10 protein-coding genes are annotated in these 17,767 nt (G+C 72.3%); 4 read left to right on the top strand and 6 right to left on the bottom strand.

What is annotated here, in order from left to right:
- Nucleotides 1-37: 37 nt before the first annotated feature.
- Both H9622_RS11955 and H9622_RS11950 read right to left on the bottom strand, forming a co-directional pair.
- Nucleotides 38-2,959 (bottom strand): UPF0182 family membrane protein, encoded by a 2,922-nt coding sequence (locus H9622_RS11955; protein WP_191766651.1) that lies wholly within the window; start codon nucleotides 2,957-2,959, stop codon nucleotides 38-40.
- A 90-nt stretch (nucleotides 2,960-3,049) separates the two neighbouring features.
- Complete coding sequence (locus H9622_RS11950) at nucleotides 3,050-4,174, bottom strand: YlbL family protein (protein ID WP_191766650.1); 1,125 nt, start codon at nucleotides 4,172-4,174, stop codon at nucleotides 3,050-3,052.
- Nucleotides 4,175-4,300: 126 nt separating this feature from the next.
- Between H9622_RS11950 and H9622_RS11945 the strand changes: the two genes are divergently transcribed.
- Entirely contained in the window at nucleotides 4,301-5,749 is a 1,449-nt protein-coding gene (locus tag H9622_RS11945; RefSeq protein WP_191766649.1) for a zinc-dependent metalloprotease, read from the top strand.
- Between the two features lie 771 nt (nucleotides 5,750-6,520).
- Here H9622_RS11945 and H9622_RS11940 read toward each other — a convergent pair.
- Together H9622_RS11940 and nudC are read right to left on the bottom strand one after the other, a co-directional pair.
- On the bottom strand, nucleotides 6,521-8,284 hold the full coding sequence (locus H9622_RS11940) for an ATP-dependent helicase (protein WP_191766648.1): 1,764 nt from the start codon (nucleotides 8,282-8,284) through the stop codon (nucleotides 6,521-6,523).
- Nucleotides 8,281-9,195: an NAD(+) diphosphatase gene (gene nudC / locus H9622_RS11935; protein WP_191766647.1), complete on the bottom strand. Its 915-nt coding sequence runs from the start codon at nucleotides 9,193-9,195 to the stop codon at nucleotides 8,281-8,283. Before nudC ends, H9622_RS11940 begins: the two co-directional genes overlap by 4 nt.
- Nucleotides 9,196-9,258: 63 nt before the next feature.
- On the opposite strand from nudC, the gene H9622_RS11930 reads away from it, so the two are divergent.
- On the top strand, nucleotides 9,259-10,596 hold the full coding sequence (locus H9622_RS11930; RefSeq protein ID WP_191766646.1) for a phosphotransferase: 1,338 nt from the start codon (nucleotides 9,259-9,261) through the stop codon (nucleotides 10,594-10,596).
- 13 nt (nucleotides 10,597-10,609) lie between these two features.
- On the opposite strand, the gene H9622_RS11925 is transcribed toward H9622_RS11930, so the two are convergent.
- Both H9622_RS11925 and H9622_RS11920 read right to left on the bottom strand, forming a co-directional pair.
- Nucleotides 10,610-13,960, bottom strand: a complete 3,351-nt coding sequence (locus tag H9622_RS11925) for an ATP-dependent DNA helicase (protein ID WP_191766645.1) — start codon at nucleotides 13,958-13,960, stop codon at nucleotides 10,610-10,612.
- Complete coding sequence (locus H9622_RS11920; protein WP_191766644.1) at nucleotides 13,960-17,073, bottom strand: ATP-dependent helicase; 3,114 nt, start codon at nucleotides 17,071-17,073, stop codon at nucleotides 13,960-13,962. The genes H9622_RS11925 and H9622_RS11920 overlap by 1 nt, the downstream gene beginning before the upstream one ends.
- A 138-nt stretch (nucleotides 17,074-17,211) precedes the next feature.
- On the opposite strand from H9622_RS11920, the gene H9622_RS11915 reads away from it, so the two are divergent.
- Nucleotides 17,212-17,436, top strand: coding sequence for a DUF3107 domain-containing protein (locus H9622_RS11915; RefSeq protein ID WP_191766643.1), 225 nt, complete (start codon nucleotides 17,212-17,214; stop codon nucleotides 17,434-17,436).
- Nucleotides 17,437-17,443: 7 nt separating this feature from the next.
- Nucleotides 17,444-17,734: a hypothetical protein gene (locus tag H9622_RS11910; RefSeq protein ID WP_191766642.1), complete on the top strand. Its 291-nt coding sequence runs from the start codon at nucleotides 17,444-17,446 to the stop codon at nucleotides 17,732-17,734.
- Nucleotides 17,735-17,767 lie beyond the last annotated feature (33 nt).

Below are 17,767 nucleotides of genomic sequence, written 5' to 3'. Positions count from 1 at the left end.
CACCCCGCGGGGTGCCGGCCTCCGTGCGTGCGACTGCTTACGGTTCGATCGCGCCGAGCTCGATGAGCTTCTCGACGGCCGCCGTGAGCTTCTCATCGGCTTCCGCGAACGCCGTGAGATCGCCGGCCTGCAGTGCGGCATCCCTCTCGAGCATCGCCTCCTGCGCTTCCTGGAGCGCCGCCTGGTACTCGTCGGAGGGCACCGTGGGCGTCTCCGGCTCGGGGGTGGCGCCCGGCGTCGGGGTCGCCCCCGGCGTCGGCGTGGCCCCCGGCGTCGGCGCGACGTCGTCATCGCCGGCCGCCGCTCCGGAATCGCCGCCGAACAGGGCGTCGAGCGCCTCGTTGAGCGTGTCCTCGAAGGCGATGTCATTGCCGAACGACACCAGCACCTTCTGCAGAGTCGGGAGCTTGGTGGCACCCGACGACTGCACGAAGACCGGCTGCACGTAGAGCAGTCCGCCGCCGACCGGCAGGGTCAGCAGGTTTCCGTTGAGCACATCGGACTGACCCTGCTTCAGCAGGTTGATCTGCGACGACACGAGCGGGTCCGCATTGAACGTGTTCTGCACCTGGCCGGGACCGGGCACCGTCGTGTCGGCATCGATCACCAGCATCCGCAGCTTGCCGTAGTCGGCGGCCTTCTCGCCCGCCTCCGCTCCGGCGTTCGAGTCGACCGCCAGGTAGCCCATCAGGACGTTGCGGGCGTTCCCGCCCGTCGACGACGGGATGAACGACGTGAACATCGAGTACGTCGGGTTGTCCTGCCCCGGCATCTGCATCGTCAGGTAGTACGGCGGCTGCAGCTGCGAGTCGGCCTGCGGATCGTTCGGCGTCTGCCAGCGGTTGTCGCTCTGGTAGAACGAGCGGGCGTCGTCGACGTGATAGACGCCGAGCACCGTGCGCTGCACCTTGAAGAGGTCGGTCGGGTAGCGCACGTGGCTCATGAGCTCGGCCGACATCTCGCTGATCGGCTCGACCGTGGTCGGGTACACGTTCTGCCACGACTGCAGGACCGGGTCCTCCTCGTCCCACGCGTACAGCGTGACCGAGCCGTCGTAGGCGTCGACCGTCGCCTTCACCGAGTTGCGGATGTAGTTGATGTCGTCGAGCGCGAAGCGCGGCGCGGGGTTCGACGAGTCGGAGATCGCCGAGGCGAGGCTCACGGTCGACGAGTACGGGTAGTTGGCGCTCAGCGTGTAGCCGTCGATGATCCACACGATCCGACCGTCGACCACGCTGGGGTACGGGTCGCTGTCGAGCGTCAGGTAGGGCGCGACCTTCTGCACGCGGGTGAGCGGGTCGCGGTCGTAGAGGATCTGCGAGTCCTCGTTCACGTAGTCCGAGAAGAGGATCTGCTCGGCCTGGAACTTGAGGGCGTAGATCAGGCGGTTGAAGACGCTGCCGATGCTCGGTCCGCCGTCGCCCACGAACGTCGTCTTGACCTCGCCGCCGCCGTCACCGCCGGTCGGATAGTCGAGCTCGACCGGTTCGGCCCCTTCGGGCGCGCCGACGATCGAGTAGGTCGGCGAGTACTCGCCGAAGTACACGCGCGGCTGGAAGTCCTCCTGATCGGACAGGAAGCCGGAGGCGGGGATGCCGCGCTCGAGGAAGACCGGGTCGCCGTCACCGGTGCGGTCGTTGCCCTTCGCCGCCACGAGGCCGTAGCCGTGCGTGTAGACGACTGCGGAGTTCTGCCAGTCGGCCGCGGCGCCGAGCTCCGCGAGGTCGAGCTCACGCACCGAGACCACGGTGTCCTGCGAGACGCCGTCGATGTCATAGCGGTCGACGTCGAGCGGGTTCTGGAACTGGTAGTACCCGCGATACTGCTCGAGCTGGCGCACAGTCGGCGAGATGATCGCCGGGTCCATGATGCGGATCTGGGCGGTCGTGGCCGCATCCTCGCGCAGCTGGCCGGCCTCGGCATCCGTCACAGCCTGGAAGTCCTGCTTCTCGAGCCCGTCCACGCCGTACGCCTCGTGGGTCATGTCGACGTTGCGCTGGTAGTACTCCTGCTCGAGGGCGAAGCGGTTGGGCTGCACCTGGAACGTGTTGACCACCCACGGGTAGCCGATGCCCAGCACGATCGCGGAGACCACGAGAAGGGCCGTGGCGATGAGCGGGTAGCGCCAGCGGCCGATGATCGCCGTGACGAAGAAGAGGAGGGCGACGATGACCGCGGCGAACGCGAGGATCGTCTGGCCGGGGATGATCGCGTTCACGCCGGTGTAGCCCGGGCCGGTGATGCGATCGCCCGGCTCGACGAGCGTCTTGTAGCGGTCGAGCCAGAGGCTCGCGCCCTGCACCAGCAGGTAGAGGCCCGCGATCACGGCGAGCTGGATGCGCGCCGACTTCGAGATGCGCAGCTCGCGCTGACCCACCCGCACCGAGCCGTACAGGTACGACACGAGCGCGGTGACGAGGAGGCATACCAGCAGCACGGCCGACACGAAGCCGACGAGCGCGCTGTAGAACGGCATGGCGAAGAGGTAGAAGCCCGTGTCGAGGCCGAACTCGGGGTCGACGACGTCGGTGGCGACGCCGTTGAACCACAGCCAAGTCGTCTCCCACTGAGCGGATGCCGCGAACCCGGCGAAGAAGCCGAAGAAGACGGGGATCCCCCACATGGCGAGGCGACGGAGCGGCTCGACGACCTCCTGATAGCGGTCGAGCTGCGAGCTCAGGCGCGCGTAGACCGGGCGGAGCCGGTAGGCGAGCTGGATGGCGAGCCACACGGGCACCGCCATGCCGAGGAAGCCGACGACGAACATCACGACGCGCGCGACCCACTGCGTGATCAGGACCGAGTCGAATCCGAGCTGGTCGTACCAGAGGAAGTCGGCGTACAGGTTCGCGAACGCGAAGAACGCCACCACGAGGGCGGCGATGATCGCGAGCGAGATCGCGATGACGCGTCGGGAGCGGGAGGGTGTGGCCGGGGTCGGCGCCGAGGTCGTGGTCACCGTCCCATCCTAGGCGCGCGGATCTGGGCGGCCGCCGAGTCCGCCCTGGGCGTACTCCCCGAAGATCCGTGCGCGGTTATGCGATCGGCGTCAGCCCGCCGTGCAGGTCGGCAGCGCATCGACGTCGCCGCCGTCGCGCACGGCCTCCAGAGCGTCCAGCGCGTCGTCGAGGGTCTCGACCGCGAAGACCTGCAGACCGTCGGGGACGTGGCCCACGACCTCGTCGCAGTTCGCGTCCGGTGCGAGGAACCACTCGGCGCCGGCATCCTTCGCACCGAACAGCTTCTGACGGATGCCGCCGATCGGCCCCACCTCGCCGTCGGCCGTGATCGTCCCGGTGCCCGCGACGTTCTGACCGCCGTTGAGCTGCTCGGGCGTGAGCGTGTCGATGATGCCGAGTGCGAACATCATGCCGGCGCTCGGGCCGCCCACGTTGTTGAGCTGGATGGTGACGTCGATCGGGAAGTCGTAGTCGGTGATGAGGTTCACTCCGAGCAGGAGCGTCTTCTCGCCGTCGACCTCGGTCTCCTTCGGCGTGATCGAGACCGTCTGCTCCTCGCCGTCGCGGTCGATGAGCAGCTCGACCGGAGCCCCGCCGGCGTCGTTCACGATCTTCCGCAGGGCCGCGGCATCCGTCGCCGGCTCGCCGTCCGCGGCGACGATCACGTCGTTTTCCTCGAGGACGCCCTCTGCGGCCGAGTCATCGAGGATCGAGTGCACCGAGATCCGGGCGCCGACGTCGTACCCGAGCTCGGTCAGGGCGGCGGCGGTGGCCTCCTGCTGCGAGTCGACCATCATCTGCGCGCTCTCGGCGTTGCGGTCCTCGGTGGTCGTGCCCTCGGGGAACACGGCGTCGAGCGGCAGCACGGCCTTGCTCGGGTCGAACCACGCGAGCGCGAGCTCGAACCACGACGGCGTGCGCTCCCGGTTGCCCACGACCTGCACGGTCAGCAGGTCGAGCGCGCCGTCGGTCTCGAAGGTCTCGGCACCCTCCACGGAGATGAGCGGAACCTCGGCGCCGTCGGCCGACTCCGCCGTGCCGAGGGTGTTGTAGACCGGGCCCGGACGCTGGATCACATACGACGTGGGCAGGAACGTGATGATCAGCAGGACCACGAGCGCGATGGCCAGCGCCCAGACGCCGACCAGCGTGCCGCGCGACATGCGACGCCGCGGTGCGGGCGTGATCGTGACGTTGTCGTCGAACAGGGCCACGCGGGACCTCTCTCTGCCTGGTCGTTCGCGACCGGCGTAAGGCGTTCGAGGCGCTGCCGGGGAGTGCGATGGATGCTGCGACTAGCGTAGAGCGCGACGTCATGAACCGGCTGAAAGGCGGCTGAAGTGGCAGACGACGACCGCACCCCCGAGGAAGAGTTCCAAGAGCTGATCCGTCAGCTGTTCGGCGGATCGGGTGGGCTCGACCCCGAGCAGCTCTCCGCCCTGTCTGGGATGAACATCGACCCGGCGATGATGCAGACCGTGATGCAGCACCTGCAGGGCGCGTTCGCGGGCGGCGGCGAGACCGGCATCTCGTGGGACCTCGCGCAGCGCCAGGCGCTGCACATCGCCAACCAGGACGGGCTCGGGGTGACGACCGGTCAGCGCACCGACCTCGACCAGGCGTTCGCGCTCGCCACGCTGTGGCTGAGCGAGGCGACCACCATCTCGGAGCTCGCCGAGCAGCCCCAGACCCTCACCCGCGGCGGCTGGGTCGAGGCGACCATGCCGGTGTGGCAGCAGCTCGCCGAGCCAGTGGCCACAAGCATCGCCGACGCGCTCACGTCCGCGCTCAGCCAGAACGCCCCCGATGACATGCAGGGCCTCGTGCAGGGCGCCGGGCGCCTCATGCGCACGGTCGGCGGGTCGCTCTTCGCGTCGCAGCTGGGACAGGTCGTGGGCAACCTCTCGAAGGAGGTCGTGAGCGGCGGCGACGTGGGCATCCCGCTTGTGCCCGACGGCCAGGCCGCGATCCTCCCCCAGAACTTCGCCGACTTCGGGCGCGACCTCGAGGTGCCCGACGACCAGCTGGCGCTCTACGTCGCCACGCGCGAGCTCGCGCACGCGCGGCTGTTCCGCCACGCCCGATGGCTGCGCCTGCACGTCATCTCGCAGGTGACCGACTTCGCGCGGGGGGTCCACGTCGACACCGACGCGCTGGAAGACCTGGCGTCCCGCTTCGACCCGTCGGAGCCCGACGAGCTGCGCCGTGCGCTCGAGAGCGGCGCCCTGCTGCCCGCGCGCTCCGAGGCCCAGAACGCCGCGCTCACGCGCCTCGAGAACCTCCTCGCCACGATCGAGGGCTGGGTCGAGGTCGTCACCGAGCAGGCGACCTCGCGCCTCCCCTCGGCCGACCGCATCGCCGAGGCGGTGCGGCGCCGGCGCGCCGTCGGCGGCCCGGCCGAGCGTGCGCTCGGCTCGCTGGTCGGGCTGGAGCTGCGTCCGCGCCGGATGCGGGAGGCCGCGGCGATGTGGCGGGCGGTGACGGATGCCGTCGGCCCGGCCGCCCGCGACGCGCTGTGGGACTACCCCGACCTCATGCCCGGCGCGGCCGACATCGACGATCCCGCAGGCCTCGTGGCGCGCCTCGAGGCGCGTGCACGCGGCGAGCAGCCGGCACCCGACGAGCTGGACGACGCGCTCGCGCGGCTGCTGGCCGGCGAGATCCCCTCGGTGGACGGCGAAGCCGGAACGGCCGGCGACGCGGGGGCTGAGGGCGACGCCGACGACACCCGGGACGACGGCGACACCGACGACCAGGGCCCCGCACCGGACGACCACCGGCCGGTGTGAGCCGGGCGTCGGCTCCTCCCCAGAAGCCCCTGTGACCGGGCGGCCGCGGTCGCGGCTGTGGAAACCTCCCGGCGGCGGCACGGTCTCACCAGAATCAGGGGATGCTCCGGATCGATCCCGCCCATCCCCCGCTGTGGCGCACGCCGACCACCCTGCAGTTCGGGCACGAGCCGCTGCTCGTGCTGGATGACCCCGCGCCCTGGCAGCAACGTCTCGTGCGCGAGTTCGAGCGCGGCATCCCCGATCAGGCCGCGGTCCCGTTCGCCGTCGCACTCGGTGCCGAACCCGGCGCCGCCGCAGAGTTCGTCACGCGCCTGGGCGACGTGTTCGCCTCGGCCGCTCCCCCGGCCCCGCGGGTGATCGTGCAGGCGGCCGGCGACCTCCCGCGCGAGCACGTCGACGCGATCGCGGCGGCGCTCGGCCTGACGGGGTGCGAGGTCACCACGGCAGATCTGTTCGACCCGCCGGGCGCGCCGACGACGGGCGCCGCACCCGTGGTCGTGGTGGCGCATCATCTCGTCGCTCCGTCGTTCGCTGCTGCGCTCATGGCCGACGACCGTCCGCATCTCCCCGTTGTGCTCACCGCCACCGGCGCCGAGGTCGGACCCTACGTGACGCCGGGATCCACCGCGTGCCTGGCGTGCGTCGCCGCACGCCGACGCGACCACGACCCGGCGTGGCCGGTCATCGCGGCTCAGCTGCTCGGGCGACCGCTGCCCGCCGTCGACGGCTCGATCCTGTGGGAGGCGGGGATCGTGGCCGCCCGGTTGATCACGGGCGCCGCGTCGCGTCCGCCCCGCCCGCGGACGCGCTCCCTGACGCTCCACGCCGGCTCGCTGCGGCGGGACGTCCGGAAGCACCGACCGCACGAAGAGTGCCGTTGCCGATCTCTCGCAGGAATCGCGACGGCTGCCGTTCCCGCACGCCTCGAGCCCACGACACCGAGAGCGTACGCGCGGCCCGCGTGATGCCGACGTAGGCGAGACGCCGCTCTTCGTCGACCTGCTCGAACGTCGTCGCGTAGGCGATCGGCAGCAGGCCCTCGGCCATGCCGACGAGGTGCACGTGATCCCACTCGAGACCCTTGGAGGCATGGATCGTGGCGAGCGTGACGGTGCGCAGCGCGGGCTCGTCGTGGCTGCGCGCCCGCGCCGTCAGCTCGTCGGTGAACTCGCGCAGCGTGGTTCCCGGCGCTGCCTCCTCGGCGAGACGCAGCAGCGCGGCGCGCAGCTCCCACGCATCGCGCAGTGCGCCACCCGCCTGCGGCGGCTCGTCGGTCAGACCGAGCGAGCGCAGCACGTCGCGCACGGTGTCGACGAACCCGCCCTCGATCGGCGCGACCGAGGCTCCGCGCAGCGCCATGATGCCCTGCCGCACCTCGGGCAGATCGAAGAACCGGCGACCGCCGAGCACCGTCGACGCGATGCCCGCGTCGGCGAGCGCCCGCACGAGTTCCGCCGACTGGGCGTGCGCTCGGTACAGCACCGCGATCTGCCGCGGGTCGATCCCCGACGCGATCTGGGCCGAGATGCGTGCGGCGACGGCGCGCGCCTCCTCTTCGTCGCCGACGAACGCGGCGACAGTGGGCGTCTCGGCCCCCGCGGGCCGTCCGGGTGCCGAGACCAGGTGCAGGGCGCCGGGGCGGTCGCGCATGAGCTCATTGGCGACGCCGAGGATCGCGGCATCCGATCGGTAATTCGTCTCGAGACGCACGACGCGCGCATCGTCGTGCCGTGCGGAGAACTCGAGCAGGAAGCGCGCGTCGGCGCCGGCGAACGAGTAGATCGTCTGGCTCGCGTCGCCCACGACGCACAGGTCGCGGCGGTCACCGAGCCACAGCTCGAGCAGCCGGTGCTGCAGCGGCGAGACGTCCTGGAACTCGTCGACCGTGAAGTGGCGATACTGCTCGTGTACCGCACGGGCCACATGGGGCTCGGCTTCGAGCATGCCGGCGCACGCGAGCAGGACGTCCTCGAAGTCGAGCTGACGCCGCTCGTCCTTGAGCTTCTCGTAGGCCCGTTGAAGTGCGACCACCTGGTCGATCGACATGCGGCCGATGCCCTGCGGCCGGGCTGCCGCGTAGTCGTCGATGCTCAGCATCGACACCTTGCGCCATTCGATCCCACTCGCGGCGTCGCGGAGCGTCGCGGTGTCGGGGTTCAGCCCGATGCCGTCGGCCGCATGCGCGAGCAGCCGCACCTTGTTGTCGACGATGCCGGGTGCCGTGTCGCCGGCGAGCGTCGGCCAGAAGTAGTTCAGCTGTGCGAGGGCGGCCGCGTGGAACGTGCGCGCGGCGACGCCCTCGACGCCGAGCGCGCGCAGGCGGCCCCGCATCTCGCCTGCGGCCTTCGCGGTGAAGGTCACCGCCATGACGCGTCCGGGCGAGTAGGCGCCGGTGTCGACGCCGTGGGCGATCCGGTGCGTGATCACGCGGGTCTTTCCGGTGCCGGCTCCGGCCAGCACCACGAGCGGTCCGCGCAGCGAGCGCACCGCTTCGAGCTGGCTCTCATCGAGACCCGCGAGCGCCCGGCTCATGCCACCCCCGCGTGCCAGTCGCTGATCAGCCGGTGTGCGATCGAGGCGCGACCCGGCAGCACCACGTCGCCCTCGCCCGCGAGCGCCGCCCCGATGGCGTCGCGGGTGAACCACCGCACCGCGGCGATCTCCTCGCCGTCGGCGCGTGCAGCGTCGTCATCGGACGCCGTCGCGAGGAACCCGAGCATGAGCGACCGCGGATACGGCCACGCCTGCGAGCCGCGGTACTCCACGGCCGCGACCTGGATGCCGGACTCCTCGGCGACCTCGCGCTGCACCGCCGCCTCGAGCGACTCCCCCGCTTCGACGAAGCCGGCGAAGCACGAGTACCGCTCCGCACCCCAGAGGGCGTTCGACCCGAGCAGCAGCAGGTCGGGATCCTGGGCACTGGTGATCGCGACGATGACCGCAGGATCCGTGCGCGGGAAGTGCTGTCGGCCGCACGACGGGCAGCGGCGTGACCATCCGGCGTCGGCGAGCATCGTCAGGGCGCCGCAGGCGGGGCAGAACGGGGCGTCGAGCAGCCAGCGCCCCAGGCTCAGCGCTTCGACGAACGCCCCCGCGTCGTGCGGGGCCAGCGCGCCGCCGATCGCGCGCAGACCGGCCCACCCGGCGGCGTTCTCGAACGGCTTCTCCTCGGCCTTCTCGAACACGGCGGTCAGCAGCGGGGCGCCGTCCCGATCACGGCCCAGGAGCGCCCACTCCCCACCGGGGGGCACCGCAGCGGGCGCGACCCAGCGCAGCTCGGCCGGGCCGGCGAGCGGGGCGGTGTCTCCCGCGAGCACGAGCACCCGGGTCGCGGGATCCGCTCGAGCGGTCTCGATCAGACCGGGCGTCGCGCGCTCATCGGGCGCGCGGTCGACCGCTGCGGCGGCGAGCGGCGGGAGCCGCGTGCTGTCGGACGCCGTCATCGAGGAACTCCAGCAAGGGCGTGGCGCGGGGGTGGACGAGCGCGACCGACCTACCCTGGGCACATGGCACGCTCACCCTTCACTCTAGCCGCGTCCGTGACCTCGGCTCTGCCCCGGGTCGGCGTCGTCGGGGTCGGCGAACTGACCGAGGGCTCCGTCGGGCGCTACGACTCCGCCGTCGCCGAGCTCGATGACGGGCGCCGCGTCGTCGTCCGCGTCCCCGCGGACGCAGCCGTCTCGCCGGAGCTCGCCGCAGAGGTGCGCGCTCTCCGCGCCCTCACGCCCGGCGTGCGAGGTCTTCTGCCTTTCCGCGCTCCCGAACTGCTCGGCGAGACTGGCCTCGGCGACGCACGTGCCGTGGTCGTCGACTTCCTCCCGGGCTACCGCGTCGACGCCGCCCACCTGCCGCCCGGCCGCGGTGCGGCCACGTCGCTCGGGGCTGCACTGGCGGCTCTGCACGCCCTGCCGCTGTCGATCGTCCGCACCGAGGGTCTGCCCGTGCGCACTCCGCAGCAGGTCCGCACCGACACCGCGCGTCTGGTCGACCGTGCCCAGGCGACCCGGCGTCTGCCGGTGGCCCTCGCCGACCGCTGGCAGCGCGCGATCGACAACGACGAGCTCTGGCGCTTCGAGTCGGCCGTCGTGCTCGGTGGCGCCGGCGCGGCGTCGTTCCTCTTCGAGGACGTCGACGGTGTGCCGCAGGTGACCGGCTTGCTCGAGTGGCACGGACTGTCGGTCGGCGACCCTGCGACCGACCTGCAGTGGCTGGCCTCGGCACCGGCTGCGGCCGACGACGTCTATGCGGCGTATGTCGCCGGCAGCGGGCGCGCCCCCGACGCCCGCGCGCGCGAGCGCGCCCGGCTGTACGCCGAGCTCGAGTTCGCGTCGTGGCTGGTGCACGGCCACGAGTCCGGCCGCGACGAGGTCGTCGACGACGCGGTCGAGCTGCTCGAGACGCTCGCGACGGGGGTGGCCGGCGACGACATCGTGACGGATGCCGCGCTCGGCGTCGACGACGCGATCGCACTCCTCGACCGCATGCCCGAAGCGTCGGCGGCGGCCGTCGACACGTCGATGCACACCGACGCGTACGACCCGGAGGAGCTGTCGCTGTGGGTCTCGACCGACGGCGACCCCGCTGACCGCGAGCCCGAGGACACCGCCGAGATCGATCTCGGGGACGCCGCGCCGGGGCGGGATCCGGAGCCCCGCGCGGTCGCCGACGCCTGGCATGCCGATGACCTCTCGACCTCGCCGATCGACATCGTGACCGGCGACCCGGTGCGCATGAGCGACGCGGCCGACACCGGCCACACCGACGACGCCGGCCACGACGGCGACGCCGCGGCGGAGGCCGAGCGGGCGTCCGAGGCCGCACTGCGCCGCTGGCTGGCCCCGTAGCCCGCCGGCGGGGTCAGCCCCTGAGCACGAGGTCGGCCGCGACGTAGTACAGCGCCACGTCGATCTCCTCGAGAGGCACGCCGTGCTTCGCGTGGTACGCCTGCCGGTAGAGCTCGAGCTGCAGCATCCGCTCCTCCTTCTCGGCATCGGTGCGCGGCGCCGCGCCCGTCTTCCAGTCGACGATCTCGAGCCGGCCGCCGCGGTCCTCGCGACGATAGACGGCGTCGAGCTTGCAGATCACGACGTGCGGACTACCGTCGAGGCCGGTCATGGTGAAGTCGATCTCGGTCTCGACCTCGAGCGGGCGCAGGTTCGCCCACTCCGACGCGAGGAACCGCGCCTGCAGTGCGTCGAGCGCCGCGGCGTCCTCGGCGGACGATTCGGTGCCGGGCAGGTCGTCGTCGGCCTCCCACAGCGCATCGTCGATCGAGCCGCCGAGTCCGGGCGTGCCGGCGCGCTGCTCGACCCACGCGTGGAACAGCGTGCCGAGGCGCGTCTGCCGGAATGGGCGCTCGGGCAGCGGCCGGGCGATCGCAGCGACGGTTCCCTCGTAATCGGCGACGAACTCCTTGTAGCGGGATGCCGCGATGCGCGTCGGCGCGTCCTGCGTCGCCGGTGAACGCCGGGCCTCGCGCTCGGCGAGCAGCAGCGCGACGTCGGGATCGGGTACCGGTCGTGGAGCGGACAGCGCCGCCTCCACCGCGGAGGCTGCACGCCCGACCACCGCGCGACGAGAGCCGAGCGGATCGATCGGCCACTGGAGCATGCGGCGCTCCCCGAGATACGGGTTCTCACCCGGCTCGTCGCTGGGCAGCTCATGCCCCAGGGCTTCGGCGATCTCGGTGAGGAACGCGCTCCGCTCACGCGGGCGCTTCGTGCCGGACCACGTCGACCCGGTCAGCAGCAGATGGTCGCGGGCACGGGTGACCGCGACGTAGGCGAGCCGGCGGTCCTCGTCGAGCTGCCGTGCGCGGTTGGCCGCGACGAAGTCCTCGACCGCCGTCTTGAGCTCCTGCTGCGTGCCGGCCCCGCGCCACGCCAGCACGGGAAGCCACGCCGCATCGCCGCGGAACGCATATGGCAGCACCCCGAACCCGAGCCAGCCCTTGGTGTCGCGGGGCGCGCTCGGCAACTCGTCCCTCACGAGACGCACGACGGCGACGGCATCCCACTCCAGCCCCTTCGAGCCGTGGACGGTGAGCAGCTGCACGACGTCGTCTTCAGGGGGCTCGGTGCGCGGAGCGAACTCGTCGAGCTGCTCGGCATGATCGAGCCAGGCGAGCAGGCTCGACAGCGAGCCCGATTCGTCCGCGGCGAGGAAGGCGTGCAGCTCGTCGACGAACGCGCGCAGCTGGGCGCTCGCGATGCGCGCCGGGCCCCGGGCCTCGTTCGCCGCCAGCTCGACGTCGAGCCGCAGTTCGATCTCGATCAGCCGTACGAGCTCGGGGATCGGCATGCCGACAGCCTGTCGCAGACCCGCGAAGACGGCGCCGGCCTCGCGGAGGCGCTCACGCGCCGCGGCGGTGAAACCGGCCAGCCAGCCGTGGTCGGCGGGATGCCGCAGCACGAAGTCGAGGGCGTCGACGAGAGAGCCGTCGTCGTCGCCCGCGCCGGAGCGGATGCGCTCGACGACCTCGGGAGCGAGCGGCTGCAGCGCCGCGTCGTGGCGCGCGATGCGCCGAGCGAGCGCAGCGAGCTCTCGCAGGTCGGGCAGTCCGATCGACCACCGCGGCCCCGACAGCAGACGGATGAGTGCGGAGCCCGCGCTCGGGTCGCTGACCACCCGCAGCGCGCTCACGACGTCGACCACCTCGGGTGTGGACAGCAGTCCGCCGAGCCCGAGGATGCGATGAGGGATGCCGCGCCGCCCCAGCGCGTCACCGAAGCGCACCATGTGCTTCTTGCTGCGGAAGAGCACGGCGCCGGTCGTCGCCAGTCCGGCGCGGGCGCGGTCGGCTCGGACGCGGGCGAACCACTCCGCGACGCGATCGGCCTCGGAGTCGAGGTCGGCATCGAAAGCGGTCTCGACCACGCCGGTGGGGGCGCCGGGCCGCGCGCGCAGCTGCTGCACGCGCACGGCTGCCGAGGCGGCGAGCGGGGCGAGCACGGCGTTCGCGGCGGTGAGCACGTCGGCGCTGTTGCGCCAGCTCGTGAGCAGCGAGTACTCCGCGCACTCCCCCGACGGCGAGAACGCCGCGGCGAACCCGCCGAGGTTGCCCGCGCTCGCACCGCGCCACCCGTAGATCGCCTGATGGGGGTCACCGACCGCCATGACCCCCGTGCCCTTGAACAGCGAGGACAGCAGGTCGGTCTGCACCACCGAAGTGTCTTGGTACTCGTCGAGGAGCACGACCCGATAGCGGTCGCGCAGCTCGTCGGCGACGGCGCGGTGGCTCGCAACCACCTCGAGCGCCCCGGCGACCTGATCCGAGAAGTCGATCACGCCGATGCGCCGCTTCTCGGCGGCGTAGTCGCGCGCGAGATCAGCCAGCATCGACAGCGCCGCGACCTTCTCGTTCGCCTCGGCCACCTCGGCGTAGACGACGGTGCGCGCGTTCGTCGACGGCAGATCCATCACCCGCTGGAAGCTCTCAGGGAACGCGGCGAGCTCGTCGAGGTCCACGAGGTTGTCGACGCCGTCGCGGGCGATGCGCAGCGCCCCGTCGATGATGCTCCGCACCGCCTCTCCGCGGGTCTCGAGCCGCGGGTCGTCGGAGGTGAACACCACCCGCCGCATGAGTAGCCACGCCGCCGACTCCGACATGACCGCGGCCTCGGCATCCCGTCCGATCCGCACCGCGTGCTCGCGCACGATCTGGTCGGCGAAGCTGTTGTAGGTCGACACCGTCGGCCGGTGCAGGAGCGCGTCGTCTTCGGCCTCCTGCGGCTCTGCGCCGACGAGCTGGGAGAGCGCGTCCATGGCCTCGTGTCGCGCAGTCGTGGCCCGCGCCCCGTCGCCGCCCTCGCGCTCGAGCTCGGCGAAGACGTCGAGGCGCCCCGCCTCGTGAAGTGCGGGAAGGAAGCGGACGAGTCCGCGCCGCTCGAACTCGCTCAGTCGCGCCAGCCGACGCTGGATGCGCTCGGCGAGCTCACCGGCCGCCTTCCGCGTGAACGTGAGTCCGAGCACCTCGTCGCGGCGCACGATCCCGTTCGCGACGAGCCACACGACCCGCGATGCCATGGTCTCGGTCTTGCCGCTGCCGGCGCCCGCAACGACCAGCGCCGGCGAGAGCGGCGCCTCGATCACCGCGGTCTGCTCGTCGGTCGGCGGGAACTGGCCCAGCGCGGCGGCGATCACGCGTGCCGACAGCAGCGGGGTCGCGGTGCCCGCGGCCACGGGCGAAGACACGGACTGGTCGGTCATCACGACGCGCTCACCGCTCCGATCGTGTGGATGCGGCACAAGCCGTAGGAGTGGTCGTCACGGCAGTGCTCCTCGTACGGCGCGGTGAACGACGTGCCGCGCATCGTCGTGACCGCGTGCCGGATGCGGGTGAGGAAGGCCTCGCGCCGCTCGTCGTCGAACGGCGGCTGCCACGGCTCGGCGTAGTCGGATCGGGTGGCGGTCGGCCGCAGCACCAGCAGCTTCGCTCCGCCCGGCGCGTGTCCGACGGCCGCGGGGATCGCACCTGCCTCGAACGCCAGCTGATACGCGCCGAGCTGCGGGTTGTCGACGACCTTCGCGTTCGTCTGCGGCTCGCGCTTGCCCGTCTTGAGGTCCATGATCACCACCGTGCCCTCGGGCGTGAGCTCGACGCGGTCGATGTAGCCCGACAGGATCGCGCCGTGCTCGAACGCCTCGGCGTCATCGAGCGGAATCGCCACTTCGAAGTGGGGTTCGGCGCCGATGAGAGTTCCGCCCGACGCCTCGAACCGCCGCAGGTAGAGGTGGAGGCGCCGCACCAGGTCTCTCGCCCGCGTCTTCTCGGACCGGTCGCGCCAGTCCGCCTCGAACGCGAGCTCGCTCCAGCGCGCCTCCACCTCGGCCCACAGGCTCTCCTCGGTGGAATCGGTCGCGTGCTCGAGCGCCGCGTGGATGATCGTGCCGAGCCCTGCGGTCGCGCCCCCAGGGTCACCGCCGAGGTCTCCGATCACCCAGTTGAGCTCGCACTCCTCCAGCGTGTGGAGGCGCGACGGCGAGACGCGCACGTCTTCTTTCGCCAGGTCGCGCAGCGGACCGGTCGACGTCGGCTGCGGCACGCCGTACCACTCGCTCGGCGCGGCGCCGGGCACGCCCGCGTCGGCCAGCAGCGCCAGCTGCCCGGCGGCGTGCGCTGCGCTCCCCCGGCCTGCCCCGTCGGTGAGCACGCGCCGATGGCGCGCGACGAGCCCGCGCAGCGACAGCGGGTGATCGACGGTGTGACGCTCAGGGTCGGGGAAGAACTCGAAGAACACACTCGGCCCGGTGTCGTCGTCGTCGACCGCCGTCACGACCACGCGCTGGGTCGCACGCGACAGTGCGCGCACGAGCAGCCGCAGCTCGTCGTGCATCGCGGAGCGGCGCCGGTCGAAGACGCCCGCCGCCGCGTCGCCGGCGCGGGTCGCGGCGTCGGCCAGCCGCCACGTCTGGAGCAGGCTCCCGCGCAGGCGCGTGTTCGGCCAGACGCCGTCCTGCACGCCGGCGACGACGACCGTGTCGAACTCCAGCCCCAGCGCGCCGGCAGGCGTCAGCAGCTGCACGGTGTCGTCGCGGACGGGCGCGGCGAGCCGGTCCTCGGCGACGTCGGAGTCGAGGATGCCGCGCACGAACACTCGAGGGTCAGCATCGAGCGACCGCTCGACGAAGCGCTTGGCGACCTGGAACAGCGCGACCACGGCGTCGAGATCGCGGTTCGCCTGCTCGGCGAGGGGACCGTGGCCGCGGGCGAGCTCAGCCCACACGCGCTGGAGCCCGCTGCGGTCCCATGCCGTCCACAGCAGCTCGTGCGCGGTCGCGCCGCGGTCGAGCTCTTCGCGCAGGAACGCGAGGGTGCGGGCAAGGGCCGCCGCCCGGCGGGCTTCGCGCGTGTCGACCAGATCGAACTCGAGCGGCTGGGCCATCGCCGACACCAGCAGGTCGCGGCCGGACCGCTCGCCGCCCGCGGCGAGCTCGGCGTGCCGCAGAGCGGAGCGGAGACGCCGCAGCTCGATCGGGTCGAGGCGGCCGTACGTGCCGAGGAGCGCCGCCGACACGTCGTCGAAGGCGCGGTCGTCACCGGCGGCGAGCTCGATCAGCCGCAGCAGGTCGTTCGCCGGAGTGAACGCGCCGAGGGCGCGGCCGGGACCGCTCGAACGGGCCGGAACCTCGCGCGCCGACAGCTCGGCCTCGAGCGCCGCGACCTGCCGGGTGTCGTGGGCGATGACCGCGCAGCGCCCCCACGGCACGCCGTCGTGCACATGGCGCTCACGCAGCAGCCGGGCGATCGCGTCGTACTCCTCGGCCGCCGACCTCAGGAGCAGAGCGCGCACGGAGTCGTCGGGCTCGGCACCGGTGCCTGCGCCGCGATGCGCCACGACGCCGACGGCGCCGATGCGCTGGGTGACCTGCCGCACGAGATCGCCCTGCCAGGGCGTGCCGCGGTGGCGCTCGTCGAGCACCGACACCGCCCCGAGGCTCGCCGCGAGCCGCGCGAAGTTCTCGGGCGTGGCACCGCGGAACGAGCCGGCGCCGATGTCGGGATCGCCGAACGCGAGCACCGGGATTCCACGGCCGCGCGCCGCCTCGAGCAGCTCGACGCCGCCGAGGGTGAGCTCCTGCGCGTCGTCGACGAGGATCACCCCCAGCCGGTCGATGGCGGGGATGCCGTCGCCCGCCGTGCGCAGGAGTCCGACCGCCTCGCGCACGAGACCGGCCGCATCACGGTGCGCGCCCCGCATGCCCGCACGCACCTCGTGATACTCGGCAGCGAAGGACGCGAGCGAGGCCCAGACCGGCAGGTCGTGCTGCTCGCCGAGCGTGCGCAGCCGCGCCGGTTCAATGCCGAGGGTCGTGCACTCGGCGAGAAAGGTGCGCACCTCGGTGCGGAATCCGGGAGTGGAGCGGATGCGTGCGCCCAGCCACTCCGGCCAGCGCGACCCGCCTGTCTCCTGTTCGTCCTCGGCATCGCCGTCGAGCAGGTCGCCGATGAGCTGGTCTTCGTCGCCACCCGTCAGCAGCTGCGGCGGGTCGGCGTCGAGCGCCACCGCGTTCGCGCGCACGAGCTGGAAGGCGAACGACGCCACCGACCGCGCCAGCGGGCCGGACGTGGCGCGCCCGACGGCGAGCGCCAGACGGTCACGCAGGGCTGTCGCCGTCTGCCGCGTGGGCGTGAGCACGAGGATCGCGTCGGGGTCGACGCCCGCCCCGACGAGCGAGGACACGCGGGCGACGAGGGCTGTCGTCTTGCCGGTGCCGGGCGCCCCCACGACGACGCCGGAGGCATCGGCCGCCAGGTCGACGACGAGGCGCTGGGGATCGTCCAGCGCGGCCGTCGCACCGGATCCGTCCCGCAACACCATGCCCTCGACCGTAGCGCGGACTCACGACACCCCCGTTCGCCGACAGCGAGCGGGCGGACGGCCTGGGCGCGTGCGGCCGTGTCGTAGAGTTGCCATGCGCCGGGGAACCCGGCCGCGCAGTGGGAGAGAGGCAGTCACGTGGAGATCCGCATCGGCATCGCGAACACCGGACGCGAGCTCAACTTCGAGACGAACGAGGCCGCGGCCGACGTGAAGAAGTCCGTGGCTGCGGCGCTCGACGCCGGCGCCACGCACATCGCGCTCGCCGACAACAAGGGGAACAGCTACATCGTCCCCACCGCGAGCCTGGCCTACATCGAGTTCGGGACCGAGGAGTCCCGCCGCGTCGGCTTCGTCGCCTGACCCGCCCATGCAGATCATCCTCGCGATCATCGTCGGCGCCGCCATCGGAATCGCCGCGCACTTCCTCGTCGCCCACCGCTCGACGCGAGGCGTCGTCATCGGCCCGGCGCTCGGCGCGTTCGCGGCCGGACTGGTGTGGATGATCCTCACCTGGGCCGGCGTGGGCACCGACAGCGTGTGGCTGTGGCTGTCGATGTTCGTCGCGCCTCTGGTCGTCACCTACCCCGTTCTCGTGATGCTCTCGCGCATGCGCGTGGCGCACGACGCCAGCGAGCGCGCGCGCCTCCGGATCGGCTGATCCCGCGCTCTCCACGGGGTAGCGCCGTCGAGC

It is taken from the genome of Microbacterium gallinarum (assembly GCF_014837165.1).
GTDB classification, from domain to species: domain Bacteria; phylum Actinomycetota; class Actinomycetes; order Actinomycetales; family Microbacteriaceae; genus Microbacterium; species Microbacterium gallinarum.
This window is presented reverse-complemented; position numbering and strand designations above follow the sequence as displayed.